This window comes from Nakamurella sp. UYEF19 (genome assembly GCF_040546275.1).
Lineage (GTDB): Bacteria > Actinomycetota > Actinomycetes > Mycobacteriales > Nakamurellaceae > Nakamurella.
This window is the reverse complement of the sequence record NZ_JBEPNO010000004.1, coordinates 166,605-191,393: the sequence shown is the minus strand read 5'-3', so window position 1 is coordinate 191,393 and position 24,789 is coordinate 166,605. Positions and strand designations below refer to the sequence as shown.

Below are 24,789 nucleotides of genomic sequence, written 5' to 3'. Positions count from 1 at the left end.
CTCAGAGCCCCTTCGTGAGAGTGGCAGAGGGCCCGTTCACCGAGGCAATCGACCCGGCAGCACCGTCGGTGTCCGCGCCGGCGTCGTGTCCACCGGTCATCGCAACGCCGAGGATCTCCGGAGTGACGGCGCCCGGGTCGAAACGGCCCACCAGACGGCCGCGCAGGATCACGGTCAGGGTGTCCGACATACCGATGAGTTCCTCCAGGTCAGCGGAGATGAGAAGGACGGCCAGGCCAGCGGCCCTGGCCCTGCGCAGGTGGTCCCAGATGGCGGCCTGGGCGCCGACGTCGACCCCGCGGGTAGGGTGAGAAGCGATCAGCAGCACCGGGTTGCCGCTCATCTCCCGCCCGACGATGAGCTTCTGCTGGTTACCACCGGACAGTGCGGCCGCGAGCACATCGATGCCGGGGGTCCGCACGTCGAACTGTTCGACGAGGCGCCGGGTGTCGGCCTTCGTCGCGGCCCGGTCGAACAGGATGCCCTTCTTCACCGGGGCCCTGGTCTGGAAGCCGAGCGCACGGTTCTCCCAGAGCGAGGCCTCGAGCGTCAGCCCCTGGCGGTGCCGGTCCTCGGAGATGAACCCGATGCCGGCCTCGCGCCGCTTGAGCGTCGACAGCGAGCTGATGTCGGTGCCGTCCAGCCAGATCTTGCCGTCGGCGATCGGTCCGATGCCCATGACGGCGTCGACGAGTTCGGCCTGGCCGTTGCCCTCGACCCCGGCGATGCCGAGTACCTCGCCGGCGTGGATGGTCAGGTTGATGTCGCTGAGCACGTCGCGACCCTCGGCCCCGGTCACCCGGACGCCGGTGAGCGTCAGCATGTCCTGGTCGGTCACCGTCGAATCCCGCAGCTCGGGAACGGGCAGCGCCGACCCGACCATGAGCTCGGCCAGTTGCCGGTTGGTCACCGACTTCGGATCGGCCGTGCCGACGGTGGTGCCGCGACGGATCACGGTGATCTCGTCGGCGATGGCCCGCACCTCGTCCAGCTTGTGCGAGATGAAGATGATGGTGAGGCCCTCGGCCTTCAGATCGTTGAGGTTGCCGAACAGCTCGTCGACCTCCTGCGGGACCAGCACGGCGGTCGGCTCGTCCAGGATCAGGATCTTCGCGCCGCGGTAGAGGACCTTGATGATCTCGACCCGCTGGCGGGCACCGACTCCCAGCTCCTCGACCAGTGCCTTGGGATCGACCGTCAGGCCGTAACGGCGGCCGATCTCGACGATGTCGGCACGAGCCTTGGCGCCGTTCAACCGGCCACCGGAGACCGGTTCGGCACCGAGCACCACGTTCTCCCAGACCGTCAGGTTGTCGGCCAGCATGAAGTGCTGGTGGACCATCCCGATGCCCGCAGCGATCGCGTCGGCCGGTGAGTGGAAGGTCAAGGTGTTGCCGTCCACCTCGATCGTGCCCTCGTCCGGCTGGTGCAGACCGAAGAGCGTCTTCATCAAGGTGGACTTACCGGCCCCGTTCTCCCCGACCAGCGCATGCACGCTCGCGCGCCGCACCCTCAGATTGATGTCGGAATTGGCCACGACACCCGGGTACCGCTTGGTGATCCCGGTCAGCCGGACGGCCAGTGGGGACGCCGATTTCGCCTGGTCTGGGGCTGTGCTCACACGTACTCCTGCTCGTCCGCGGGAAGAAAATCAGGGCTCGGCGACGTCGCATCATCTCGCGACATCGCCGAACCCTGACGATGAACTACCGGTTTCTCAGATCAGCTGAGCGTCGTCGGCACCTTGATGGTGCCGGCGATGATCTTGGCCTGGTAGTCGTCGATCTTGGTCTTGAACTCGTCGATCGCCCCACCGGAGTAGGAGATCCCGACGCCACCGTTCTTCAGGTCGTAGGTCTGCACGCCCGTCAACGGCTTGCCCGCGGCGACGGACGCGATCATGTTGTAGACCGCGACGTCGACGTTCTTGACGGCCGAGGAGATGATGACGCTCTTCACGGAGGCCAGGGTCGGCAGCTTGTACTGGTCGGAGTCGACACCGATGGCGAACTTGCTTGCCGTCTGCGCCGCCTTGAAGACGCCGTTGCCCGAGCCGCCCGCGGCGGAGTAGACCACGTCGGCCCCGCCGTCGTACATGCCCTTGGCGATGGTCTGGCCCTTGTCAGGGGCGTTGAAGCCACTGAAGTCCGGCGGCTCGGTGATGTTCTTGTTGTCGATCTTGATCGACGCGTTCGCCGCCTTCGCTCCGGCGTCGAAACCGGCCTGGAAGGTGTTGATCAGCGGGGTGTTGACGCCACCGATGAAACCGACGTGAGCGGTCTTGGACTTCAGGGCGGCGGCGACACCGACGAGGTAGGAGCTCTGCTCGGCGGCGAACGTCAGGGACGCGACGTTCTTGAGCGCACCACCCTTGCGGGTCGGGTCGGACAGCGAGGCGTCGTCGACGATCGCGAAGTGGACGTTGGGGTTCGCGGCGGCGACGGTGCCCATGGCGGTCGCGTAGTCGAAGCCGACGGCGATGATGGTGTTGGCACCCTGGTCGACCAGCTGGCTCAGCCGATCCACCTTCTTCTGGTCGGGCTCGCCGACGGTGGCGGCCAGCTCGGCAACGAGCTTGACGCCCTTGCCGGTGGCTGCGGTGACGCCGCGGGCGGCTGAGTCGGTGAACGACTGATCGCCCTTCGGACCGTCGTAGGCCATGCCGAGCTTGACCGTCGACGGGTCACCCGTGATGGCGCCGAAAGGATCCGCCGCGCCGGAGGTGGCCGGGCTGGACGAGGCGGGCGCCGAGGCGGCGACCGATGCGCTGGAGCTGGTCGAGGACGAGGTGGGGGCGGTAGCGGTGGTGCTGCTGGATCCGCATGCGGTGAGCACCAGAGCAGCTGTGGCCACCCCGGCAATCAGTGACAGGTTACGAGCGCGAAGCACGTGTTCTCCTTTTCCTCTCCTGCACGCCTCGGTCGAGGACGCGCTGCATCGATGCGTCAGCTCCGACGGTGTATCCGGTCGGACGGTACCGGTGAGCCTGCTGACCCGCGAGCCCCCGAGGGGCTCCGTGATCGAATCGTGCTCCAAACGGGTTCGCAGCAGAAAATCCTGTTGCGCACCGGCGCCTGGGCCCGAGACTGTGCGGCAAGATCATCTTCAAGGTCGCCGAAAGGCCTGTTCGAACGGGTCTTGTCGGAATTCAAACCCCCCGAACCCGCCCAACGATGAACATCGTGTGTCAACAGGGTCACATCGCGACCAGTCGCTGGCCGCGTGAAGCCGGGGTTAGCATCGCTCTAGCCGCTATGTTCGAAATTCCACCCTGCTCGACCGATCCTCGACCCTGCTCGACCCAGCCTTGACCCGACACTGCCGTCGACGGCGAGACCCGGCGGCGGAGCGACACCCTTGGAGGTCACCCACCACATGTCCTCATCCACCGTCCTCCGGCCAGGGGGAGGCATTCCCAAGCCGCGCCGAGGCTCCGTCTACAAGGGCGCCGAAGGCATGTGGTCCTGGGTCGCGCACCGCATCACCGGCGTGCTCACCTTCTTCTTCCTCTTCGCGCACGTGCTGGACACCGCGCTGGTGCGGGTCAGCCCCGACTCGTACAACAAGGTCATCGCGACCTACAAGAACCCGCTCGTCAACCTCCTCGAGGTCGGCCTCGTCGGAGCGGTGCTCTACCACTCGCTCAATGGCATCCGCATCATGCTGGTCGACTTCTGGGCCAAGGGCCCCCGCCACCAGCGGAAGATGCTCTGGATCGTCGTGGCCACCTGGATCGTCATCATGGTCCCGGCCGTCTACTTCATGCTGGAGTTCACCATCCGCAAGACGTTCGGGAACGCCTCGTGACCGCCGCCTACGATCCGCCGGCCACCCGCGGCATCGAGGCGCCGCGCGCCCCGAAGAAGCGGGTCGCCGGCCGTCGCTCCAACTTCGAGATGTACTCCTGGCTGTTCATGCGGATGTCCGGCATCGTGCTGGTCGTCCTGGTGCTCGGTCACCTGCTGATCATGAATGTGCTCGACGGCGGGGTGCACAAGATCAACTGGGGCTTCGTCGCCGGCCGCTGGGCCTCACCGTTCTGGCAGATCTGGGACCTCACCATGCTGTGGCTGGCCGAGCTCCACGGCGCCAACGGACTTCGCACCATCATCAACGACTACTCCCGCAAGGAAGGCACCCGATTCTGGCTGACCGTCCTGTTGGCTGCGTCCGTCCTCCTGACGCTGGGCGTAGGAACGTTCGTCATCTTCACCTTCGACCCGACCATGACCGGCTGATAGGGAGCATTCCATGCAGTTCCATCGCTATGACGTGGTCATCGTCGGGGCCGGTGGCGCCGGGATGCGGGCCGCCATCGAGTCCACCCAGCACGCCAGGACCGCCGTCCTGACCAAGCTCTACCCCACCCGGTCGCACACCGGCGCCGCCCAGGGCGGCATGTGCGCCGCCCTGGCGAACGTCGAGGACGACAACTGGGAGTGGCACACCTTCGACACCGTCAAGGGCGGTGACTACCTGGTCGACCAGGACGCCGCCGAGATCATGTGCAAGGAAGCCATCGACGCGGTCCTCGACCTCGAGAAGATGGGCCTGCCGTTCAACCGCACCCCCGAGGGTCGCATCGACCAGCGGCGCTTCGGCGGTCACACCCGGAACCACGGCGAGGCCGCCGTCCGCCGCGCCTGCTATGCGGCCGACCGCACCGGGCACATGATCCTGCAGACGCTCTACCAGAACTGCGTCAAGCAGGGTGTCGAGTTCTTCAACGAGTTCTACGTGCTCGACGTGATGATGACCGAGACGGAGGACGGCCCGGTCTGCACCGGAGCGGTCGCGTACGAACTGGCCACCGGCGAGATCCACGTCTTCCACGCCAAAGCCGTCGTGTTCGCGACCGGCGGCGCCGGCAAGGTTTTCAAGACGACGTCCAACGCACACACCCTCACCGGTGACGGCATGGGTGTCGTGCTGCGCAAGGGCCTCCCGCTGGAGGACATGGAGTTCTACCAGTTCCACCCGACAGGCCTTGCGGGCCTTGGCATCCTGCTCACCGAGGGTGCCCGAGGCGAAGGCGCGATCCTGCGCAACGCGTCCGGCGAGCGGTTCATGGAGCGCTACGCGCCCACCATCAAGGATCTCGCTCCCCGCGACATCGTGGCCAGATCGATGGTGCTGGAGGTGCTCGAAGGTCGCGGCGCCGGGCCGGCCAAGGACTACGTGCTCCTGGACTGCACCCACCTCGGCGCCGAGGTGCTGGAGACCAAGCTGCCGGACATCACCGAGTTCGCGCGCACCTACCTGGGAGTCGATCCGGTGACCGAGCCGGTTCCGGTGTTTCCGACCGCGCACTATGCGATGGGCGGGATCCCGACCAACGTCCACGGAGAGGTGTTGCGCGACAACACCCACGTCGTGCCCGGTATGTACGCCGCGGGCGAGTGCGCCTGCGTCTCGGTGCACGGCTCGAACCGGCTGGGGACCAACTCCCTTCTGGACATCAACGTGTTCGGCAAGCGCGCCGGCATCGCCGCGGCCGCCTACGCGAACTCGACCGAATTCGTCCACGACATCACCGAGGAGGGCACCTCGCCCTCGCTCTACGTCGAGAACATGGTCTCCACCCTCATGAACTCGACCGGCTTCGAGCGGGTTGCCGACATCCGCACCGCTCTGCAGCTGACGATGGACGTCAACGCGGCGGTCTACCGCACCGAGGAGACCCTGAAGACGGCGCTCAACGACGTCCAGGGACTCAAGGAGCGCTACCAGCAGGTGTCGGTCCACGACAAGGGAAAGCGGTACAACACCGACCTCCTCGAAGCCGTCGAACTGGGCTTCCTGCTCGACCTCGCCGAGGTGATGGTGGTCGGTGCGCTGAACCGCAAGGAGTCTCGCGGCGGGCACGCACGCGAGGACTACCCGACCCGGGACGACACCAACTGGATGAAGCACACGATGGCGTACAAGACGTCGTCCTTGGACGAGGGTCTCTCAGGCACCGACATCCGGCTCGACTACAAGCCTGTCGTGCAGACCCGATACCAGCCCATGGAGCGCAAGTACTGATGACCGTCACTCTCGAGAACAACACCGCGGGCTCGGGGCAGGGTCCTGCCCCACTGCCTCCGGTGCCGGACGGCGCCATCATGGTGACGGTGCACATCCAGCGGTACAACCCCGAGGTCGACGACGTCCCGCACAAGGAGTCCTACCGGGTTCCGGCGTTGCCGACCGACCGAATTCTGAACCTGCTGCAGTACATCAAGGGCTACATCGACGGTTCGTTGTCGTTCCGCCGGTCGTGCGCGCACGGCGTCTGCGGATCCGATGCAGTCCGGATCAACGGTCGTAACCGCTTGGCGTGCAAGGTGTTGGTCAAGGACATCATGGACGCCAAGAACACCGAGGTCACCGTCGAGCCAATCAAGGGTCTTCCGCTCGAGAAGGACCTGATCGTCGACATGGAGCCGTTCTTCGAGGCGTTCCGTGCGGTCAAGCCCTACCTGATCACCTACGGCAACGAGCCGAGCCGCGAGTGGATCCAGTCGCAGGCCGACCGCGACCGATTCGACGACACCACCAAGTGCATCCTGTGCGCCTGCTGCACGACGTCCTGCCCGGTCTACTGGTCCGAGGACGCCTATGTTGGCCCGGCCGCCATCGTCGCGGCCCACCGGTTCATCTTCGATTCCCGTGACCAGGGGTCGCAGGAGCGACTGGAGATCCTGTCCGACTCCGAGGGGGTGTGGCGCTGCCGCACCACCTTCAACTGCACCGATGCCTGCCCCCGTGGTATCCAGGTGACCAAGGCGATCCAGGAAGTCAAGCGCGCCTTGATGTTCCGCCGGATCTGATGCTCGCTCCGAGTTCGGCCGGTGCGGTGCTGACGTCCGCTGCCGCATCGTCCGACTCGGGCAGCGCATCCGGTGCGATCTCGATCCTGGTCGGGGTGGCGATCATCATCGCTGCCTTCCGATGGGCCTACGTCTCCCGTCGGGCCAGCAGGTCGACGACCGAGGACACGCCTGCTCCCCCGGTCCGGCGCCTCGGCGCCGACGTCGACTGGTGGCGCGAGAACGCCGGTACCGGCGCACCTTCCGCTGCAGATGATGACGGACCTGGGACGGTGATCGCGCCGACGACGCCGGTGCCCGCCGATGCGAGGCCCGATCCCACGTCGCCCGGGGCCACGGTGCCCGAGCCGGGTCAGTCCAGCACCAACTGACCCCTCGGTGTCTCCAGTACGGCGCGCAGGCCGACGGCACCCTGACGCAGTGCGACCCTGACGTCCAGCGCGTCGAGAACTGCTTGCACCGCAGCCGTTTCCGGATGGGTAAGGGCGAATTCGAGCAGGCCGAGCTGTGGAATTCCCGCGTCCGACGCGGGGTGCCGGGTGGTGCCCCAGTCGATCAGGAACGGGACGACACCGTCGAGCGGGAGCGGCACCGTGCTGGCCAGCCGCCAGGTCAGGAGGTCGCCGGCGGGCGTCCTGCGGCTCATCGGGCGAGCTCGCCCGAAATCGGCCCCGGCTTTCTTCGAGGCCTCCGCCGCCACCTCGATGTCGTCCGGCCGCACGGCCCAGGTCACCAGAGCCGGGGCGACCAGCTGCCGGATTCCGAACGGGATCCCCACCTCGGGAGCGACGGGGTTCTCCAGGTCGGGACCGATGATCTCCAGGTATCGACGTGGACCCAGCCCGACGAGGTAGTTTCGCGTCCCTCGCCCCAGGTGCCGACCGCCGGCCGCCGGCGAGACGCCGGTGTCCTCCTGGAAAAGGGCCACCGTGGACGCGAGATCCGGTGTGGCGTAGACGAGATGATCCAACCTTGGTTCGATTTCAGGCATGGATGAAGACTATCGATCCTGCTCAGCCCTCGACCGGCCCGGTCCAACGCCAGTCGCCCTCGGCCCCGAGGAATTCGACCCGCTGGATGTCCTCGTCCAGTTCCTCGGTGTCCCTGGCCCACTCCAGCGCAGTGGCGTGGTCGGCGAAGTCGCGCTCGCCGACCACGTCGCCCATCGGGTCGAGAAACCGGTAGGACGTCATGTCTGGAAGCTAACTCCCAGTGCCGCGGCGGCGCCACCCGAGTCCATCCTGTATCGCACGAGGGTCAGCGGCGCCGGCTGGACCAGGGTCAGCGGCGCCGGCGGGACCAGCCGAAGCCGAGCAGCGCGCCGACCCCGAGCATCCCGGCCAGCTGGGGCTTGGACACCACCTCGCGAACCACGACGGCGGGTACCGGCACCTCTTCGGGCTCCGGCTCGGTTGCAGCGGCCATGCTGTCGCTGGTGGCGATCCAGGCGGCGATGAACAGCACCAGGGTTGCGGCCAGGTTGAAGAACGCGAGCAGGCCGATGATCGGGCCGAACACAGCGGCCGATGCGCCGCCGGACACCAGACTCGCCAAGACGTTCGTCAGCAGGAACTTCAGCACCTCGAACAGGACCGCAGCCGCGACCGCTCCCCTCAGCAGAGCGGATCGCGGGGCCTTCAGGTCCTTCGGCGGCAGGACCGAGTAGACCCAGAGGAAGATCAGGACGTCGGCAGCGATCGCCAGTACCAGGGACACCACGACGACCAGCGGGTGCAGCCATCCCACGTCGCTCAGACCCAGGGCATCCAGGATCACGCCGGCCAGGCTGTTGCCGATGGAGGACAGCGCGATCGACAGCACCAGGGCCAGGCCGAGACCGACCAGCATGCCGAGGTTGCGCAGCAGGTTCTTGATCAGACTCTCGCCGGCGATCTCCTGGTCGTCGTCGAAGTCCCGCCGCCACTGGGCCTGCACCGCAGCGCGGACATTGCCCATCCAGCTGATGCCCGAGTACAGCGCGATCACGAGTCCGATGATGCCGACGCTGAATCGCGCCTTGACCGCGGAGTCCAACGATGTCGAGATGCTGCTGGCTAGTCCGCCGGGAATCTGCTTCGTCACCTGCTCCTGCAACTGCTGGAGCAGATCAGGGTTGGAGTTGAGGACGAAGCCGGCCACCGAGAACGACACCATCAGGATCGGCACGAGGGCCAGGAAGGAGAAGTAGGTGATCGCTCCGGCGAACTGCGGACCGAGGCGCGCAAGGAAGCGCTGCCCGGCCCGCCCCAGATGCTTGACACCCTTCCGGCGCAGCAGGACCTTGACCCGCAGCACCACCTTCTGGACGGTCGAGAGGGTGCCCTTCGGCGCGTCCCTGGTTCCGGCTCCGTTCTTGGTCTGTTTGCCGGGGTCCCTTTTGTCCATGTCTACAGCGGTCGCCAAGAGTGCCTCCCAGATCGACGGTTACCTCGCTGCAGCAGTGCCCTCGGAACAGCCCGATCAACCAGCGTCAGGACAGGAACCCGACCTTCTCGTAGACGTCGGCCACCGTCGCGGCCGCCACTTCCGACGCCCGGCGCGCGCCGTCGGCCAGGATCTTGTCCAGGGCGGCTGGATCTTTCAGGTACTCCGCCACCGATACCTGGAGCGGCGTGACGAAGTCGGCCCAGACGTTCGCCAGATCGCCCTTCAGATCGCCGTAACCCTTGCCCTGGTAGGACAGTTCCAGAGCCGGGATGGGCGTCCCGGTGAACACCGACAGCAGGGAGAGCAGGTTGGAGACACCCGGCTTCGCCTCCTCGTCGTACCGGATCTCGCGTTCGGTGTCGGTGACCGCCGACTTGATCTTCTTGACGGACGCCTTGACGTCGGCGAGGAGGTCGAGCGAGCCGCCCGGCGACGACTTGCTCATCTTGGCGCTGGGATCCGTCAGGTCGTAGATCTTCGCTGTGGCCTCGAGGATGTAGGGCTCGGGCACGGTGAGCGTCTCGCCGAAGCGGGAGTTGAAGCGCTGGGCCAGGTTCCGGGTGAGCTCGAGGTGCTGACGCTGGTCCTCGCCGACCGGGACCGCGTCCGCGCGGTAGGCCAGGATGTCGGCGGCCTGCAGGATCGGGTAGGTGAACAGGCCGACGCTGGTCCGGTCGACCCCGCCCTTGCCCGACTTGTCCTTGAACTGCGTCATCCGGCCGGCCTCGCCGAACCCGGTCAGGCACTCGAGCACCCACGACAGCTGGGTGTGGGCCGGCACCTTCGACTGGACGAACAGGGTCGAGCGCTCTGGATCGATGCCGAGGGCCAGCAGCTGCGCGGCGGCGATCCTGGTGCGGGCCCGAAGCAGGGCGGGATCGTGCTCGACGGTGATGGCGTGCAGGTCGACGATCGAGTAGAAGGTCTCGTGCGTGGCCTGCAGGTCGACCCACTGCTTCAGCGCGCCGAGGTAGTTACCAACATGGAACGAGTCGGCGGTGGGCTGGATCCCGGACAGCACCCGCGGCCGCGGCCCGCCGGCGGGCTGGACGACCGAGGTGGGGAGCGACGCCGTCGGGTTCTCGGTCGGGCTGGCAGGAGCGGTAGGAATCTGTGCAACCATGCCCCTGATCCTTCCATCTCGCCTCGGCGTGGTCGCTCACACCGGCAGGTCGGCGCCCGACTCCTCGGCGGGCTGCGTCCGGGCGGCGGAGCCGACGACGATCCGGGCGATGCGCCGCGAATCCATCGAGGCCACCGTCAGGGTGCGCCCGTGCACCGTCACGGCGTCGGTCTCGACGGGCAGCCGCCCGAGCCTGGACATCATGAATCCGGCGGCCGTGTTGTAGGGACCGGCCGGGAGTTGCAGGCCGGTGGCGTCGAAGAAGTCGTCCAGGTTGAGCATTCCGTCGACCTCACCCGCCTTGGCCGCCGGGAGTGCGGGGCCGGAGGAACGGCGCTCGTTGGTCGTCATCTCGCCGACGATCTCCTCGACCAGGTCCTCGAGGGTGACGATGCCGTCCGTCCCGCCGTACTCGTCGACGACCACGGCGAGATGCTGTCCGGCGCTGCGCATTTCGTGGAGTGCATCCAACACGCCCTTGGTGCCTGGGACGACGGAGACCGGGGTCGCGATGTCGGCGACGGTGGCCGCCCGGCCGAGCGGATGGGACGGCACGAGCAGTTCGCGGATGTGCACCACCCCGATCACCTCGTCGGCGTCCCGGCCGATCACCGGGAACCGGGAATGCGGATGGGCCAGTGCGAGCCGGGCGGCCCTGGAGATGGTCAGCGAGGCAGACAGGAAGTCAACCTCGGGCCGCGGCACCATGACGGCCCGCACATGCGTGTCCTCGGCGTCGAACACGTCGGCGATCATCCTGCGTTCCACCGAGGTCAGCGATTCGTGGGCCGCCACCAGGGACTGGAGCTCCTCGGCGCTGATCTCGTCGCCGGACGCTCCCGGATCGCCGCCGAGCAGCCGGACCATCACGTCGGTCGAGCGACCGAGCAGCCACACGGCCGGCCGGAACAGCCTGGCCAGCACGGACAACGGCGCCGCCGCGAACAGGGCGATCGACTCCCGGCGTTGCAGAGCAAGGCGTTTCGGAGTCAGCTCGCCCAGGACCAGCGAGAAGAAGGAGATGATCAAAGTCACGCCGATGAGTGCGATCGGCCCGGCCGCGCCGTCCGAGGCACCGAGGCCGCGCAGCCAGTTCGCCACCCGCTCGGAGACGGTCGCGGCACCGAAGGCGGACGAGAGCATGGTCGCTACCGTGACACCGATCTGGACCGCGGCGAGGAACCGGTTGGGATCGGCGACCAGCCGTTCCAACCGGCGTCCGCGGGCCCCGTGGGTAGCGGCCAGCTGCCGGACCTGGCTCTCGCGCAGGGAGATCATGGAGATCTCGGCGGCGTTGAAGCAGCCGCCGATGAGGATGAAGACGGCCACCAGGCCTATCTCCTCGAGAAGTACACCCATTGCCCGCCGGCCTCGATCAGTCGGCTCGACCGGCTGAACCGGCAAGCGGCAGCCCGGACGCGCCGGGCGGAAGTAGTCCCACCTATCAGATTCTAGTCGCCCGAACCTGGTCGCTCACCGACTTGCGGGCGCCTTACCCCGCCAGCCGACGTGACGTACGGTTTCAGCAGGTCTCCTCCGGGCGGAAACCACGGCGTCGGGGGGCCGACCGGTGGCGATCAGATGAGCAGCCGCGAACAGACGCAGGCGTGCCAACGGGGAACGGGGCGACTTCTTTGACCGGCTGGCGCAGGTGGATCGCAGGGATCGGGCTGCTGACGTCCGTGGCGTTGTTCGCCACCGCCTGTCAGGTCGATGGCACGGCGCAACCCAATGCGGAGGCGGTGGCTTCGGTCCAGGCCTCCTCCCTGGCGGAGAACTCGAACACCTCGTCGACGGACGAATCGACCGGTTCGTCCGGACCGTCGACGACGAGCACCATCGAGGACCACTCGACGAGTCCTGGACGGCCGACCACGTCGCCGGAGACGTCCCTCACCCCGAGGTCCCCGACATCGCCGACCCCGTCACCCTCGCGGACGATTCCGACCACCGCGAACGGCCCGACCGTGACGATCGCCGACGACGGATTCGCGGTCAGCATCATGGTGACGACCCTCTGGGCACGGGCGCTGGTGAGCAAGGGGGTCAAGGTCGGGATCCGCACCATCGACGACACCGCCGGACAGGTCGCTGCGCTGAAGGCCGGACAGGTCGACATCGTCCAGGCGTACAACAGCGGCCTGCTCAACTATCTCGACGACAACGCCAATGCCGTCAGGCAATCGGACGTCGACGCGGCGATCGCCGCGAAGCTGCCCGCCGGACTGACCGTGCTGCAATCGACGCCCGCAAGGGACGACGTCCAGCTGGTCGTCAGCGCCGCCACCGCCGCGAAGTACAAGCTGCACTCCATCACCGACCTGGCCGGCCATCTGTCCGAGCTCACCTTGCTGCTGACGGACGACAAATCGGCCAAGGCCTTCACCAACGGGCTGTCGAACTACTACGGCCTCACGTTTCCCACCACGAAGACCACCGATTTCGCCGGGCCGAAGATGATTGCGGCGATCAAGGCGGGTCCATCGGTGGGTCTGATGGTGGCCAGTCAGTATCAGATCGACGACAACAGGTTCGTGGTGCTCACCGATCCGCAGCACCTGTTCCTGACGGAGAACTTCATCCCGTTGATCGGGGGCAAGAAGATCACCCCGGCGATGAGGGCCACCCTGAACGCGGTGTCCGCCAAGCTGACTGTCGCCGCGCTGCGCGGCCTGCGGAAGAAGGTGGCGAACGGCGAGGGGACCTTCACCGAGGTCGCCGACGCCTGGCTGGCCTCCGTCGGGCTGCGCTGAGGTCCGGGTCCACCGCGGTCCGTCCGGGTCCACCGCGGTCCGTCCAGGGCCGATGTAGGTCCGTCGAGGGCCGATGTGAGGTCCGTCGAGGGCCGACGTGGGTCCTGGAGCTGATCAGACCATGTCGTCGAGCGGGCGCAGTTCGTCCGCGTAGGACACGGACTTTCGTCGTAGCATGCCTCCGGACACCGAGTACTGACCCATCCGCACGGCCGACGGCTCGGACCTCGACAGGATCGCGACGCCGGCCCGGCCGGGTTGGTCACCCTCGTGGTAGGCGAGGTGATATCCGGCGAACGCCTCCGGCGGGATCTTCTCGAGCGGGGCCCGAACCTCCTGGAGGCACACCACATCGGCGTTGCTCGCCGCCAACCACGAGTCGAAGCCCCGGCGGACCGCGGCCCTGATGCCGTTGACGTTGAAAGCGGCCACTCGCAGCACTTCTGGATCCGATCCGGGTTGGTCGACAGCGCTCCGACGGTCGGTGGGCCGTGGCAGATCCTGCCATGCCGGAGGCGGGTGGCCCGGCGCCGCTGCCGCTCCACCGATCAAGATCGGTTCACGTATTGTGAGGGTGTGGAACGAGTCACAGCACCCGTTCGCAGCACCTGTTCACAGCACGCCCTGCACCACGCAGGACCCTCAGGTCAATGAAGCCCTTCGGAGGTCACCCATGAGTTTCGGCAGTCCCTACCCCGACGTCGACATCCCGGACGTCCTGCTCTTCGACTACCTCTTCGGTGACATCGACGACGCCGTGGCCGACGAGCCCGCGCTCATCGACGGTTCGACCGGAGCGATCACGACCTACCGCCAGCTGACCGGCCAGATCCTGGCGCTGGCCGGCGGATTGACCGCGAGAGGCCTTGGTGTCGGGGAGGTCTCCGGAATCCTCTGCCCCAACATCCCGGCGTTCGTCACCGTGTTCCACGGCATCATGCGGTCTGGCGGGACGGCCACCACGATCAACTCGCTGTACACAGCGCACGAGATCGAGGCCCAGCTCTCCGATTCCAGGGCCACCCACCTCTTCACCCTCTCGATGTTCCTGCCGCAGGCCGATGCCGCCGCCGCCGCGGTGGGGATGCCGGCCGAGAACGTCATCCTGATCGACGGTTCGGCCGAGGTGCTGCCCGACCGGACCAGCCTGCGCTCGTTGTTGATCACCGGCGCATCGCCCCCTGAGCTCGACCTCGACCCGGCCACCCACCTCGCGGTGCTGCCGTACTCGTCGGGCACCACCGGCAACGCGAAGGGCGTGATGCTGACGCACCGCAACCTGGTGGCCAACATCGCCCAGGGCGGTCCGGTGATCGGAGTGAGCCACCATGACCGCATTCTGGCCGTGCTGCCGTTCTTCCACATCTACGGGATGAACGTGCTGATGAACGGTGCGCTGCACCACAAAGCACCGATCATCACCATGCCGAAGTTCGATCTGCCCGAGTTCCTGCGGATCATCGCGGAGCTCAAGGCGACCTACCTGTACATCGCGCCGCCGATAGCGGTGGCCCTGGCCAAGCATCCGATCGTCGATCAGTACGACACCTCGTCGATCCGGATCATCTTCTCCGGTGCCGCGCCCCTGGACGAGTCACTCGGCAAGGCCGTCGCCGCTCGCCTCGGGTGCATCGTGCGGCAGGGCTACGGGATGAGCGAGATGTCGCCGGTCAGCCACACCATTCCCGAGGATCGGGACGACATCCCGCTGGGCACGGTCGGTGTGACGTTGCCGAACATGGAATGCAAGATCATGGACCCGGCCACCGGCGAGGAGATCGACGTCCCTGCCACCGGTGTGAGTGCGCCGGGCGAGCTGTGGTGCAAGGGCCCCAACGTCATGGTCGGGTACCTGGCCAACCCGGAGGCGACCGCGATCACGCTGGACTCGGACGGCTTCCTGCACACCGGTGACGTCGCGACGGTGACCTCCGAGGGCTTCGTCAGCATCGTCGACCGGGTCAAGGAACTGATCAAGTACAAGGGTTACCAGGTGCCGCCGGCCGAGCTGGAAGCCGTGCTGCTGACCCACCCGAAGATCGCCGACGCGGCCGTCATCGGGGTGAACGACGAGGACGGGGAGGAGATCCCCAAGGCGTTCATCGTCCTGCAGGCCGGTGCCGAGCTGTCCGCGGCCGACGTGATGGCCTACGTCGCCGAACACGTTGCGCCGCACAAGAAGGTGCGTCAGGTCGAATTCATCGCCGTCATCCCGAAGTCCTCGGCCGGCAAGATCCTGCGCCGCGAACTCCGCGCCCCTGCCGCCGTCAAGGCCTGACCCCCACCCCCGCGCTTATCAACTTCGCCGGCGCTCATGAAGTGGTCGATTTCTGTCCCACCAGCCCCAAATCCGCGACGTTGATAAGCGCCGACGAAGTTGATGAGCGCAACGCCCGGGCGCACACGATGCTCACGCGTCGCGCATACAGAACTGCCCGTCTCGGGGCCTTTTCGCCCCGAGACGGGCAGTTCCGTATGCGCCGGGCGATTCTGTATGCGCGGCCGGGGCGTCAGCAGATCAATCCGTCAGGAGGAGAGACGGGCCGAGAGGTTCTCGTCGAGGGCGGCGAGGAAGTCCTCGGTGGTCAGCCAGGGCTGCTCGCGGCTGATCAGGCCGGCGAGATCCTTGGTCATCTTGCCGCTCTCGACGGTTTTGATGATGACGTCCTCGAGGGTCTCGGCGAACTTCGTGACCTCGGGGGTGCCGTCCAGCTTGCCGCGGTGCTTGAGCCCGCCGGTCCAGGCGTAGATCGAGGCGATCGGGTTGGTCGACGTCGGCTTGCCGGCCTGGTGCTGGCGGTAGTGCCGGGTCACGGTGCCGTGGGCGGCCTCGGCCTCGACGACGTCGCCGTCCGGGGTGAACAGCACCGAGGTCATCAGACCGAGCGAGCCGAAGCCCTGCGCCACGGTGTCGGACTGCACGTCGCCGTCATAGTTCTTGCAGGCCCACACATATCCGCCTTCCCACTTCAGCGAGGCCGCGACCATGTCGTCGATCAGGCGGTGCTCGTAGGTGATACCGGCGGCCGCGAAGCGGTCGGAGAATTCGGCGTCGAACACCTCCTGGAAGATGTCCTTGAAGCGCCCGTCGTACACCTTCAGGATGGTGTTCTTCGTCGACAGGTAGACCGGGTAGTTGCGGGCCAGCCCGTAGTTCAGCGAGGCGCGGGCGAAGTCGCGGATCGAGTCGTCCAGGTTGTACATGGACAGCGAGATGCCGGCGCTGGGCGCCTGGAAGACCTCCCGCTCGATCACGGCGGACCCGTCGTCGGGGGTGAAGATGACCTTCAAGGTGCCGGCGCTGGGGAACCTGAAGTCGGTGGCGCGGTACTGGTCGCCGTAGGCGTGGCGGCCGACGATGATCGGCTTGGTCCAGCCCGGCACCAGCCGGGGGATGTTGGAGATGATGATCGGCTCGCGGAAGATGACACCGCCCAGGATGTTGCGGATGGTGCCGTTGGGCGAGCGCCACATCTGCTTCAGCCCGAACTCCTCGACCCGTGCCTCGTCCGGCGTGATGGTGGCGCACTTGACTCCGACGCCGTGCTCCTTGATCGCGTTCGCGGCGTCGACCGTGACCTGGTCGTCGGTGGCGTCACGGTTCTCGATCGAGAGGTCGTAGTACTCGAGGTCGACATCCAGGTACGGCAGGATCAGCTTGTCCTTGATGAACTGCCAGATGATCCGAGTCATCTCGTCGCCGTCCAGTTCGACGACCTTGCCGGTCACCTTGATCTTCGCCATTGAATTCTTCATCTCCTTGTGAAAATGCCAGGACGCCATCGCCCCGGCCTGTCGCTCTCGCTCCGCGCACCACGACCTCGGGTGCTGTGGTTTCTTCGCAGTACAAGCGTACTGCTATCGGCTCGCACCGCTGTCCATCTCGACAGCAGACGCTACCGGCACCACCAGTGAGGGGAAGCTGGCAGGGCCCCATGGACCAGCGACCGACCGACCGCAGTTGTCCACAGCCGCTCGTAGCAACCCGACACGATCCGTGACGCCAGTGGTACGAATGGCCACACAGCCAAGGAGGGCCGTTGACCGGACCACACAGGATCGACCCCGAGCGGATGGCGGCGTGGGTGGGATTTCTGCACGCCCACTCGCAGATCCTCAAGAAGCTCGGCGAGGATCTGGACGCCGCCGGCCAGGTGTCTCTCGACACCTACGACGTGCTCGTGCAGCTGTCCGAGGCCGGCGGCGCACTACGTCACCGGGACCTGCTCGACCGTCTCGTCATCTCGCAGCCTGGCCTGTCCCGCAAGGTGGAACGCCTGCAGGCCGCCGGACTCGTCGAACGGCGCCCCGATCCCCAGGACGGGCGCGGAGTGATCGTCAGGTTGACCAGGTCCGGGCGGGCCGCCCTGCGGTCGGCAGCGAAGGTACACATGGCCGGCATCGACCGCGAATTCGCCCAGCGACTCTCGGACGAGGAGGCAGCGATGCTTGCCAAGGCGATGCTCCGGCTCTCCGTACCGCCCTGTACTGACGACGGCGACAGGGTTTGAACAGCGAGAATACGAGATCTTCATGCACACGCATGGATTTCGAGGGGTAGCATCGATCTTGAACCCCAGGAGGATGCGATGCCCGCAACGACCGTGTTGGACCTGCTCACTCTGCCGCGGATCACCCCGCCGGACCCGTCGTCGTCCACCGCGCGTCCGGTGGTCTCGATCACCACCGCGCCGAAGGGGTTCGAGGGCGAGGGCTTCCCGGTCCGCCGAGCATTCGCCGGGGTCTCCGTCGAGCAACTGGACCCGTTCCTGCACATGGATCAGATGGGCGAGGTCGAGTACGCGCCGGGCGAGCCCAAGGGCACGCCGTGGCACCCGCACCGCGGTTTCGAGACGGTCACCTACATGATCGACGGCCAGATGCAGCACTCCGATTCCCTGGGCGGCGGCGGCCTGATCGGCGGCGGTGACACGCAGTGGATGACGGCCGGTGCCGGGATCCTGCACATCGAGACCCCACCGGCAGCGCTCGTCGCGTCCGGTGGGCTGTTCCACGGCTTCCAGCTCTGGGTCAACCTGCCGGCCGACTCCAAGTTCGCCAAGCCCAGCTACCAGGACATCTCCTCGAGCCGGGTCCGGCTGCTCACCAGCGCCGACGGCGGGGTGCTGGTCCGGTTGATCGCGGGCGCGATCGACGGTCACGAAGGACCGGGGTCCACCTACACGCCGATCGCCCTGATCCACGCCACCGTTCATCCCGGTGCCGCTGTGACGATGCCGTGGCCCGAGGACTACAACGCTCTCGTCTACAACCTCGGTGGTCACGCGACGGTCGGGCCGGACCACACCGCGCTTCGCGACGGCCAGCTGGCCGTACTCGGCGCAGGCGACAGCCTGACGTTCTCCGCCGACGCCCACCAGGACGCCCGTCATGCGAAAGGCGTCGAGCTGCTGATCCTGGGCGGCCGCCCGATCCGGGAACCGGTGGCGATGTACGGGCCGTTCGTCATGAACACCAGAGCCGAGCTACTCCAGGCCTTCGAGGACTACCAGTCAGGCCGGCTCGGCGTCATCCCGACCGCGCGACTGCCACACACCTCTCCCGGCGCCTGCGAGCGGAGATCCCTCAACTCTGAAAGAAGTCTCTTGCAATAGTTCTTTCGAGAGAGTACTTTCAGGTTATGGCCGAATCGAGTACATCCGGGACGAATCCGGATGACGCCACTGCGGATGACGCCACTGCGGATGACGCCACTGCGGATGACGCCACTGCGGGAGTCCCGAATGCCGGTGACTCTTCGACGGTCGCGCTGCCGCCCGGTACCCGGATCTGGGATCGCGCCGGCGTGCGCCTACGAGATGCGAAGGGGCTTCGGGCCTTCGCCCACCCCCTCCGCGTCGCGCTGATCACCGCCCTCCGGGTACACGGCCCCCTGACAGCCACCCGGGCAGCGGCCCTGGTGGACGACTCGCCGTCCAACTGCTCGTTCCACCTACGCACCCTGGCTTCGTTCGGACTCATCGAGGAAATTCCGGGAACCGATGCACGGCAACGTCTCTGGCAGGTGGTGCGCGGCGGGATCTCCTTCGACCCCGACGACAACGCCGAGTCCAGAGTGGCGGCCAAGTCCGCGGCCCAGGTCTTCCACGCCCACACCACGAAGAACCTGGAACAGTGGATCGACCGGGAGCCGGACGCGCCGAAAGCGTGGCAGGACGCCTGGTTCGACTCGACCTGGACCATCGCCGTGACCGCCCCGGAGCTGCTGGAGATGACCAGGGCCATCGACGAGATCATCCGTCCCTTCGTCGAACGCCGCCGGTCGCGCGCGGATCTCGACGACGAAGTTCCGGTCAGCGTCACGGCTTTCGCCTTCCCGCACGTCATGCCCGGTCATGCCGAGCCAACACCACCCACTCCGCCAACACCGTCCACCCCACCGGCACCGCCCACACGCTGACGCTCCGCGTCGGCCCCGAAGCATCGGAGACCACCATGTCCCAGCCTCTTGACCCCTGGACCCAACTGCGCCACCAGGCGGAGCAGACCGAACGCCTGCTGCGCCGCCGCGAAACCCGGCGCAGCTCCCGCATCACCGTACGGAACCGTGCGGCCGGTCCCCGCGACTGACCGCTGCCGTTCATCCATGATGGAGCTTCTACCCAACGCCGACGCCTCGTCGGAGTTCACCGCAGACGGCACCGGCGAGCACACGACGGAAGGACGACATGTCCGGTTCCGATCTGACGTACGCGGCCCAGTTCGAGGTGCTCCGCGTCTGGATCGGCACGCTGGACGACGACGACCTCCGGACCGCGAGCAACCTGCCCGGGTGGACGGTCGGTGACCTGATCGGGCATCTGGTCGGCACCGGGTCGAGCATCGCCGGCCTCACCACGGCTGAGTCGCCCGGCGGGTCGCCCGTCGGCGAGATCATCGATTCCGGGGAACCGGGACGCCAGGAACCGCCCCCCATGACGATCGCCGACTATGTGTCCGGGTACACCGGATCGGCGGATCAGATCGCGGAGATGGCAAAGGATCTGGCCCGGACGACGGTGTCGGATCTGCTCGATGCCCTCGACGCGTCCAACGCCGCTGCGCAGCTGAACCTGGATCGACTGGGCGGTTCCGACCTGGTGGTGACGAGCCGGCGCGGGCCGATCCTGCTCTCCCACTTCCTGGACACCCGGCTGATCGAGTTGGTCGTCCACTCGGGCGACCTGGCCGCCTCCCTGCCTGACCGCAGGGGACCGATGGTGCTGCCGATGGCCCAGCGCAGAGTGCTCTCAGTCCTCCGTGAACTGCTCACCCAGCGGAGCGAGCACCCGATCGACGCGTTGACGGCGGCCTCGGCGTTGCCGGCCGCAGACTTCATCCGCCTGGCCGCCGGCCGCGATGCCTCGACCCCGGCGCTCGATCCGGCCCTGATCGAGGCACTCCCCCTGCTCTGACACGTATCTCCATGAAGCCCCGCCCGGACCGGCGCGGTCAGAACCCGACGGTCGTGGCCACCGTCAGCAGGACCGTGAGGAGCGCCAGGAACACGACGTCGAACATCCGGCCGCGGACCCCGAGCGGCCCGATTGCGCGATCGGGCGTGACCAGCCGGATCGCGGCGGCGACACCCGCGGCTGCGGCCAGCACCGCCGCTCCCCGCCGCCAATGACCGGTGGCCACGAACACCAGGCCGACCGCAGCAACCACCAGCACCACCGTGATCGGCACCGCCCTGATCAGCCGAAGATCAGCCACCGCAACACCTGTCGCCGCAACACCTGTCGCCGCAGTACCTCGGACCGCGATGCCTGTCGCTGCGCTCCAGGATCACTCGCCGCCGGCCAGCCGTTCGGCGGCGGACACCACGTTCGCCAGCAGCATGGCCCTCGTCATCGGGCCCACCCCGCCGGGGTTTGGCGCCACGAACCCCGCCACCTGCGCGACGTCCGCAGCGACGTCGCCGGCGATCTTGCCGTCCACCCGGCTGACGCCGACGTCCAGCACTGCAGCCCCGGGCTTGACCATGTCGGCGGTGATCAGATTCGGCACGCCGGCCGCGGCCACCACGATGTCGGCCTGACGGACGTACTGAGCCAGATCACGGGTGCCGGTGTGGCAGAGGGTGACGGTCGCATTCTCGCTCCGCCTGGTCAGCAGCAGCCCCAGCGGACGGCCGACCGTCAGACCGCGGCCGACGACCACGGCGTGCGCGCCGGCAATCGGGACGTCGAACCGGCGCAGCAGTTCGATGGCGCCCATCGGCGTGCAGGGCAGCGGACCCGGCTGCCCGAGTACCAGCGAGCCGAGGTTGAAGGGGTGCAGACCGTCGACGTCCTTGCCGGGGTCGACCCGCGACAGGATGGCGAACTCGTCGAGGCCGGTCGGCTGCTGCACCAGGAAAGCGGTGCAGGCGGGATCCACGTTCAGCTCGTCGACGACGGCCAGGACGTCGGCCAGCGAACTGCCCGTCGGCAGCTCGCGGGCGATGCTGTTGATGCCGATCTCGGCGCAGTCCTTGTGCTTGGCGTTGACGTACCAGTGGCTGGCGGGATCGTCACCGACCAACACCGTTCCAAGACCCGGCACGACGCCCCTGGCCGCCAGTGCGGCAATGCGCACCTTGAGCTCGGCCTTCACTGCTGCGAGCGTGGCTTTGCCGTCGAGGATCGTCGCTGTCACGGTGATTGATACTGCCACGCGACCGACGGGGCCACGACCCAGCACCGGGGTCAGTCCCGGGCCGCATCAACCACGGTCTCGACGTCGTCCTGACGATGGGGAGATCAATCCTCGTCGCGACCCAACGTCAGGCCATGCGCCGCCGCGAAGAGCACCGCCTGGTCGACGTCGATCCGCGCGCCGGCGAGCTTGGCCGACACCCAGGTGCCGGCCTCGATGATCGCTCCGCGCAGGTCGGCCCCCTGCAGGTCGGCCCGGGCCGTGCGGGCGCCGGACAGATCCGCCCGCCGCAGGTCGCATCCGGAGAGATTGCTGCCGGTCAAGTTGATCTCGCGCATGCGGAGACCGGAAAGGTCGGCCCCGGCCAGCTTCTCGCCGGCGAACGTGGCCAGTGTGAGATCGCAGTCGACCAGGCGGATCCCCATCAGTCGACACGACGTGAAAGTGGTTCCGAACAGCCGGCAGTCGGTGAGCACTGCGTTCATCCACGACGTGTTCTCGAAGGTGCAGCCGATGAACGAGCTGCCCTGATGAGTGGTCGAGTACATCTCGGCCCCGACGAACCGGCAGCGGGTGAAACTCGTCCGCGCGGTCCTGCACCCGGACAGCACGGCTCCGGAGAAGTCGCAGTCGACGAACTCGATTCCGTCCAGCTCCTGGTCGGCGAGGTCGACCTCGACGAAATCCTCACCGATGTAGGAACTCTCGGTCAGCGTCAGGACCATCAGTGGAAGAAGTGCCGCGTACCGGTGAAGTACATCGTGACGCCGGCCTTCTCGGCCGCGGCGACGGTTTCGGGATCCCGCATGGAGCCGCCCGGCTGGACGATGGCCTTGACCCCGGCGTCGAAGAGGATCTGGGGTCCGTCCGCGAACGGGAAGTAGGCGTCGGAGGCGGCAACCGAACCGGCGGCGCGATCTCCGGCCCGTTCGACGGCGAGCCGACAGGAGTCGACCCGGTTGACCTGCCCCATCCCGATGCCGACGGACGCTCCGCCGGCGGCCAGCAGGATGGCGTTGGACTTGACCGCACGGCAGGAGCGCCAAGCGAAGTCGAGGTCCGCCAGAGTGGCGGCGTCCACCGCGGGCCCGGCCGCCAGCGTCCAGGTGCTCGGATCGTCGCCGGGCGCGTCGACCTCATCCCTGGTCTGGGCCAGGATGCCGCCGGAGATCCCGCGGAACTCGACGGGATCGATCTCGACCTCCGCCGGCATCACCAGCAGGCGGATGTTCTTCTTGCGGGTCAGCACCTCGAGCGCTGCCTCGTCGAACCCAGGCGCGAGCAGCACCTCGGTGAACACTTCGGCCACCTGCTCTGCCATCGTGAGGGTCACCCGACGGTTGACCGCGATGACGCCGCCGAACGCCGACACCGGATCACAGGCAAGGGCTTTGACGTGAGCCTCCGCGATCTGCTCGTCGGATCCACCGGACACCACGGCGATGCCACAGGGGTTGGCGTGCTTGATGATCGCCACCGCCGGGTCGGAGAAGTCTTTCGCCGCACGCCATGCCGCGTCCACGTCGACGTAGTTGTTGTAGCTCATCTCCTTACCGTGCAGCTGCTGCGCCCCGGCCAGGCCCTGCCGCCAGTGCCGGTAGAGAGCCGCCTTCTGGTGCGGGTTCTCGCCGTAGCGCAGCACCGACTGACGCTCCCAGGTCGAGCCGGTCCAGCGGGGCCAGCCGTCCTCGTCCGGCGCGACCACGGCATTCATCCAGGACGCGACCGCGACGTCGTAGGACGCGGTGTGGGCAAAAGCCTTGGCAGCAAAAGTCTGTCGATGCTTCAGGGTGAAGCCCCCATCCTGCAGCGCGGCGATCACGGCCGGGTAGTCGGCGGGTTCCACCACCGTGGTCACGCTGGGATGGTTCTTCGCGGACGCGCGGATCATCGCCGGTCCGCCGATGTCGATCTGCTCGATGCAGTCGTCGACGGGCGATCCTGCGGCGACAGTCCGCCTGAAGGGATAGAGATTCACGACGACCAGGTCGAAGGTCTCGATCCCGAGATCCTCCAACTGATCCAGATGGCTCTGCTTGCGGGTGTCGGCGAGCAGCCCGCCATGGATTTTCGGGTGCAGGGTCTTGACGCGCCCGTCCAGACACTCCGGGAAGCCGGTGACTTCCTCGACCCTGCTGACCGGGAGCCCGACATCGGCCAGCATCTTCGCCGATCCGCCCGTCGAGACCAGGGCGACACCGGCGTCTGCCAACGCGGTGGCCAGCTCGAGCAGGCCGTCCTTGTCCGACACGGACAGCAGTGCGCGGCCGATCCGGCGACGCCCGTCCGACGATGCGATTGCCTGCGGGGATGACTGACTCACTTCGTGGTGACCCTTCTGCCGGTGATGGTCCAGCCGTACTGGGCCATCAGTGCTACCTGTTCGACGAGCTGTGCCCGCTCGGCGTATTTGATGCGCTCGGTGAGCGAGTCCTCGGTGTCGTCGTCCAGCACCGGCACGGAGGTCTGGGCCAGGATCGGCCCGGTGTCCACACCGTCATCGACGACGAAGAGCGTGGCACCGGCGATCTTGACGCCGTACGCCAAGGCGTCGGCCGGCCCGTGCATACCGGGGAACGCGGGGAGCAGAGCGTTGTGGGTATTGATGTATCGACCGGGGAACCGGGCCAGGAAGCGCGGGCCCACCAGCTTGAGGAAACCCGCTGATACCACGAGATCCGGACGGAAGCCGGCGGTGGTGTCGGTCAGGACGCGGTCCCAGGAGTCACGATCGGGATGATCCGAGATCCGTTCGACGAACACCGGCACGTCCGCCTCACGCGCGTACTGCAGGCCGGCCGCACTGTGTCGATCGGCCCCGACCGCCACGATCTGCACGCCGTACCGGTCTGGCTGAGGTGCGGCCAGCAGAGCGGCCAGATTGGAGCCCCCGCCCGAGATGAGGACGACCACCCGGAGCCCCTCCGGATTCGCCTCGAATCGTTGGGACTTCTGCACTGCGGCGGTCTCGGATTGCACCTGAAATCTTTCTCGTCGTCGGCGGGGCGGCCACCGCAAGGGTAGATCTTAC

27 protein-coding genes are annotated in these 24,789 nt (G+C 67.2%); 12 read left to right on the top strand and 15 right to left on the bottom strand.

Annotated features, from left to right (window positions below; translation table 11 throughout):
* Nucleotide 1: 1 nt before the first annotated feature.
* Both ABIB25_RS09320 and ABIB25_RS09315 read right to left on the bottom strand, forming a co-directional pair.
* Nucleotides 2–1,621: an ABC transporter ATP-binding protein gene (locus ABIB25_RS09320; protein ID WP_354528151.1), complete on the bottom strand. Its 1,620-nt coding sequence runs from the start codon at nt 1,619–1,621 to the stop codon at nt 2–4.
* 101 nt (nt 1,622–1,722) lie between these two features.
* Nucleotides 1,723–2,889 carry a BMP family lipoprotein gene (locus tag ABIB25_RS09315; protein ID WP_354528150.1) on the bottom strand — a complete coding sequence of 389 codons (1,167 nt, stop codon included), beginning with the start codon at nt 2,887–2,889 and terminating at the stop codon, nt 1,723–1,725.
* A 486-nt stretch (nt 2,890–3,375) separates the two neighbouring features.
* Between ABIB25_RS09315 and sdhC the strand changes: the two genes are divergently transcribed.
* From sdhC to ABIB25_RS09290, 5 genes are read left to right on the top strand one after another with little or no spacing between them, the layout of a single operon-like run.
* Nucleotides 3,376–3,807, top strand: a complete 432-nt coding sequence (sdhC, locus tag ABIB25_RS09310) for a succinate dehydrogenase, cytochrome b556 subunit (RefSeq protein WP_354528149.1) — start codon at nt 3,376–3,378, stop codon at nt 3,805–3,807.
* On the top strand, nt 3,804–4,238 hold the full coding sequence (locus ABIB25_RS09305; protein ID WP_502919773.1) for a succinate dehydrogenase hydrophobic membrane anchor subunit: 435 nt from the start codon (nt 3,804–3,806) through the stop codon (nt 4,236–4,238). Before sdhC ends, ABIB25_RS09305 begins: the two co-directional genes overlap by 4 nt.
* 13 nt (nt 4,239–4,251) lie before the next feature.
* Nucleotides 4,252–6,027 carry a succinate dehydrogenase flavoprotein subunit gene (sdhA, locus tag ABIB25_RS09300; RefSeq protein WP_354528148.1) on the top strand — a complete coding sequence of 592 codons (1,776 nt, stop codon included), beginning with the start codon at nt 4,252–4,254 and terminating at the stop codon, nt 6,025–6,027.
* Nucleotides 6,027–6,815: a succinate dehydrogenase iron-sulfur subunit gene (locus tag ABIB25_RS09295; protein WP_354528147.1), complete on the top strand. Its 789-nt coding sequence runs from the start codon at nt 6,027–6,029 to the stop codon at nt 6,813–6,815. Before sdhA ends, ABIB25_RS09295 begins: the two co-directional genes overlap by 1 nt.
* Nucleotides 6,815–7,186, top strand: a complete 372-nt coding sequence (locus ABIB25_RS09290; protein ID WP_354528146.1) for a hypothetical protein — start codon at nt 6,815–6,817, stop codon at nt 7,184–7,186. Before ABIB25_RS09295 ends, ABIB25_RS09290 begins: the two co-directional genes overlap by 1 nt.
* Here the strand turns inward: ABIB25_RS09290 and ABIB25_RS09285 are convergent.
* The 6 genes from ABIB25_RS09285 to ABIB25_RS09260 form a co-directional block, all read right to left on the bottom strand.
* A complete protein-coding gene (locus tag ABIB25_RS09285) occupies nt 7,168–7,806 on the bottom strand; it encodes a VOC family protein (RefSeq protein WP_354528145.1) in 639 nt (212 codons plus the stop codon). The genes ABIB25_RS09290 and ABIB25_RS09285 overlap by 19 nt on opposite strands.
* A 22-nt stretch (nt 7,807–7,828) precedes the next feature.
* Nucleotides 7,829–8,008 carry a hypothetical protein gene (locus ABIB25_RS09280; RefSeq protein ID WP_354528144.1) on the bottom strand — a complete coding sequence of 60 codons (180 nt, stop codon included), beginning with the start codon at nt 8,006–8,008 and terminating at the stop codon, nt 7,829–7,831.
* Between the two features lie 88 nt (nt 8,009–8,096).
* On the bottom strand, nt 8,097–9,200 hold the full coding sequence (gene yhjD / locus ABIB25_RS09275) for an inner membrane protein YhjD (RefSeq protein WP_354528143.1): 1,104 nt from the start codon (nt 9,198–9,200) through the stop codon (nt 8,097–8,099).
* A gap of 85 nt (nt 9,201–9,285) precedes the next feature.
* Nucleotides 9,286–10,365 (bottom strand): tryptophan--tRNA ligase, encoded by a 1,080-nt coding sequence (gene trpS / locus ABIB25_RS09270; RefSeq protein WP_502919772.1) that lies wholly within the window; start codon nt 10,363–10,365, stop codon nt 9,286–9,288.
* A gap of 36 nt (nt 10,366–10,401) precedes the next feature.
* Complete coding sequence (locus tag ABIB25_RS09265; RefSeq protein ID WP_354528142.1) at nt 10,402–11,694, bottom strand: hemolysin family protein; 1,293 nt, start codon at nt 11,692–11,694, stop codon at nt 10,402–10,404.
* Nucleotides 11,695–12,070: 376 nt separating this feature from the next.
* Complete coding sequence (locus ABIB25_RS09260) at nt 12,071–12,370, bottom strand: hypothetical protein (RefSeq protein WP_354528141.1); 300 nt, start codon at nt 12,368–12,370, stop codon at nt 12,071–12,073.
* Here ABIB25_RS09260 and ABIB25_RS09255 point away from each other — a divergent pair.
* On the top strand, nt 12,369–13,118 hold the full coding sequence (locus ABIB25_RS09255; protein WP_354528140.1) for a glycine betaine ABC transporter substrate-binding protein: 750 nt from the start codon (nt 12,369–12,371) through the stop codon (nt 13,116–13,118). The genes ABIB25_RS09260 and ABIB25_RS09255 overlap by 2 nt on opposite strands.
* A gap of 114 nt (nt 13,119–13,232) precedes the next feature.
* On the opposite strand, the gene ABIB25_RS09250 is transcribed toward ABIB25_RS09255, so the two are convergent.
* Complete coding sequence (locus tag ABIB25_RS09250) at nt 13,233–13,550, bottom strand: endonuclease/exonuclease/phosphatase family protein (protein WP_354528139.1); 318 nt, start codon at nt 13,548–13,550, stop codon at nt 13,233–13,235.
* A gap of 241 nt (nt 13,551–13,791) precedes the next feature.
* Between ABIB25_RS09250 and ABIB25_RS09245 the strand changes: the two genes are divergently transcribed.
* Nucleotides 13,792–15,396: an AMP-binding protein gene (locus tag ABIB25_RS09245; protein WP_354528138.1), complete on the top strand. Its 1,605-nt coding sequence runs from the start codon at nt 13,792–13,794 to the stop codon at nt 15,394–15,396.
* A 248-nt stretch (nt 15,397–15,644) separates the two neighbouring features.
* Here the strand turns inward: ABIB25_RS09245 and ABIB25_RS09240 are convergent, their stop codons facing one another.
* Nucleotides 15,645–16,862: an NADP-dependent isocitrate dehydrogenase gene (locus tag ABIB25_RS09240; protein WP_354528253.1), complete on the bottom strand. Its 1,218-nt coding sequence runs from the start codon at nt 16,860–16,862 to the stop codon at nt 15,645–15,647.
* 296 nt (nt 16,863–17,158) lie between these two features.
* On the opposite strand from ABIB25_RS09240, the gene ABIB25_RS09235 reads away from it, so the two are divergent.
* From ABIB25_RS09235 to ABIB25_RS09215, 5 genes are all read left to right on the top strand, one after another.
* Entirely contained in the window at nt 17,159–17,629 is a 471-nt protein-coding gene (locus tag ABIB25_RS09235) for a MarR family winged helix-turn-helix transcriptional regulator (RefSeq protein ID WP_354528137.1), read from the top strand.
* 78 nt (nt 17,630–17,707) lie between these two features.
* On the top strand, nt 17,708–18,733 hold the full coding sequence (locus tag ABIB25_RS09230; RefSeq protein WP_354528136.1) for a pirin family protein: 1,026 nt from the start codon (nt 17,708–17,710) through the stop codon (nt 18,731–18,733).
* 26 nt (nt 18,734–18,759) lie between these two features.
* A complete protein-coding gene (locus ABIB25_RS09225; RefSeq protein WP_354528135.1) occupies nt 18,760–19,539 on the top strand; it encodes a winged helix-turn-helix domain-containing protein in 780 nt (259 codons plus the stop codon).
* A 35-nt stretch (nt 19,540–19,574) separates the two neighbouring features.
* The gene (locus ABIB25_RS09220) at nt 19,575–19,709 is read left to right on the top strand and encodes a hypothetical protein (protein WP_354528134.1); all 135 of its coding nucleotides are present in this window, start codon (nt 19,575–19,577) and stop codon (nt 19,707–19,709) included.
* 98 nt (nt 19,710–19,807) lie between these two features.
* On the top strand, nt 19,808–20,533 hold the full coding sequence (locus ABIB25_RS09215) for a maleylpyruvate isomerase N-terminal domain-containing protein (protein WP_354528133.1): 726 nt from the start codon (nt 19,808–19,810) through the stop codon (nt 20,531–20,533).
* Between the two features lie 37 nt (nt 20,534–20,570).
* On the opposite strand, the gene ABIB25_RS09210 is transcribed toward ABIB25_RS09215, so the two are convergent.
* From ABIB25_RS09210 to purN, 5 genes are all read right to left on the bottom strand, one after another.
* Entirely contained in the window at nt 20,571–20,834 is a 264-nt protein-coding gene (locus ABIB25_RS09210; RefSeq protein WP_354528132.1) for a DUF3017 domain-containing protein, read from the bottom strand.
* 72 nt (nt 20,835–20,906) lie between these two features.
* A complete protein-coding gene (locus tag ABIB25_RS09205; protein ID WP_354528131.1) occupies nt 20,907–21,758 on the bottom strand; it encodes a bifunctional methylenetetrahydrofolate dehydrogenase/methenyltetrahydrofolate cyclohydrolase in 852 nt (283 codons plus the stop codon).
* Between the two features lie 104 nt (nt 21,759–21,862).
* Nucleotides 21,863–22,483 (bottom strand): pentapeptide repeat-containing protein, encoded by a 621-nt coding sequence (locus ABIB25_RS09200; RefSeq protein WP_354528130.1) that lies wholly within the window; start codon nt 22,481–22,483, stop codon nt 21,863–21,865.
* A complete protein-coding gene (gene purH, locus ABIB25_RS09195) occupies nt 22,483–24,081 on the bottom strand; it encodes a bifunctional phosphoribosylaminoimidazolecarboxamide formyltransferase/IMP cyclohydrolase (protein WP_354528129.1) in 1,599 nt (532 codons plus the stop codon). The genes ABIB25_RS09200 and purH overlap by 1 nt, the downstream gene beginning before the upstream one ends.
* The gene (gene purN, locus ABIB25_RS09190; protein ID WP_354528252.1) at nt 24,078–24,716 is read right to left on the bottom strand and encodes a phosphoribosylglycinamide formyltransferase; all 639 of its coding nucleotides are present in this window, start codon (nt 24,714–24,716) and stop codon (nt 24,078–24,080) included. The genes purH and purN overlap by 4 nt, the downstream gene beginning before the upstream one ends.
* Between the last annotated feature and the right edge of the window lie 73 nt (nt 24,717–24,789).

Excerpts from the sequence above, each read along its gene's own strand:
- ABIB25_RS09245 (WP_354528138.1), top strand. The coding sequence starts at position 13,792 with ATGAGTTTCGGCAGTCCCTACCCCGACGTCGACATCCCGGACGTCCTG.
- trpS (WP_502919772.1), bottom strand. The coding sequence starts at position 10,365 with ATGGTTGCACAGATTCCTACCGCTCCTGCCAGCCCGACCGAGAACCCG.
- ABIB25_RS09285 (WP_354528145.1), bottom strand. The coding sequence starts at position 7,806 with ATGCCTGAAATCGAACCAAGGTTGGATCATCTCGTCTACGCCACACCG.
- ABIB25_RS09220 (WP_354528134.1), top strand. The coding sequence starts at position 19,575 with ATGTCCCAGCCTCTTGACCCCTGGACCCAACTGCGCCACCAGGCGGAG.
- ABIB25_RS09255 (WP_354528140.1), top strand. The coding sequence starts at position 12,369 with ATGGTGACGACCCTCTGGGCACGGGCGCTGGTGAGCAAGGGGGTCAAG.
- ABIB25_RS09260 (WP_354528141.1), bottom strand. The coding sequence starts at position 12,370 with ATGATGCTGACCGCGAATCCGTCGTCGGCGATCGTCACGGTCGGGCCG.
- yhjD (WP_354528143.1), bottom strand. The coding sequence starts at position 9,200 with ATGGACAAAAGGGACCCCGGCAAACAGACCAAGAACGGAGCCGGAACC.
- ABIB25_RS09290 (WP_354528146.1), top strand. The coding sequence starts at position 6,815 with ATGCTCGCTCCGAGTTCGGCCGGTGCGGTGCTGACGTCCGCTGCCGCA.
- ABIB25_RS09215 (WP_354528133.1), top strand. The coding sequence starts at position 19,808 with ATGTCCGGTTCCGATCTGACGTACGCGGCCCAGTTCGAGGTGCTCCGC.
- ABIB25_RS09280 (WP_354528144.1), bottom strand. The coding sequence starts at position 8,008 with ATGACGTCCTACCGGTTTCTCGACCCGATGGGCGACGTGGTCGGCGAG.
- ABIB25_RS09295 (WP_354528147.1), top strand. The coding sequence starts at position 6,027 with ATGACCGTCACTCTCGAGAACAACACCGCGGGCTCGGGGCAGGGTCCT.
- ABIB25_RS09200 (WP_354528130.1), bottom strand. The coding sequence starts at position 22,483 with ATGGTCCTGACGCTGACCGAGAGTTCCTACATCGGTGAGGATTTCGTC.
- sdhC (WP_354528149.1), top strand. The coding sequence starts at position 3,376 with ATGTCCTCATCCACCGTCCTCCGGCCAGGGGGAGGCATTCCCAAGCCG.
- ABIB25_RS09230 (WP_354528136.1), top strand. The coding sequence starts at position 17,708 with ATGCCCGCAACGACCGTGTTGGACCTGCTCACTCTGCCGCGGATCACC.
- ABIB25_RS09240 (WP_354528253.1), bottom strand. The coding sequence starts at position 16,862 with ATGGCGAAGATCAAGGTGACCGGCAAGGTCGTCGAACTGGACGGCGAC.
- sdhA (WP_354528148.1), top strand. The coding sequence starts at position 4,252 with ATGCAGTTCCATCGCTATGACGTGGTCATCGTCGGGGCCGGTGGCGCC.
- ABIB25_RS09225 (WP_354528135.1), top strand. The coding sequence starts at position 18,760 with ATGGCCGAATCGAGTACATCCGGGACGAATCCGGATGACGCCACTGCG.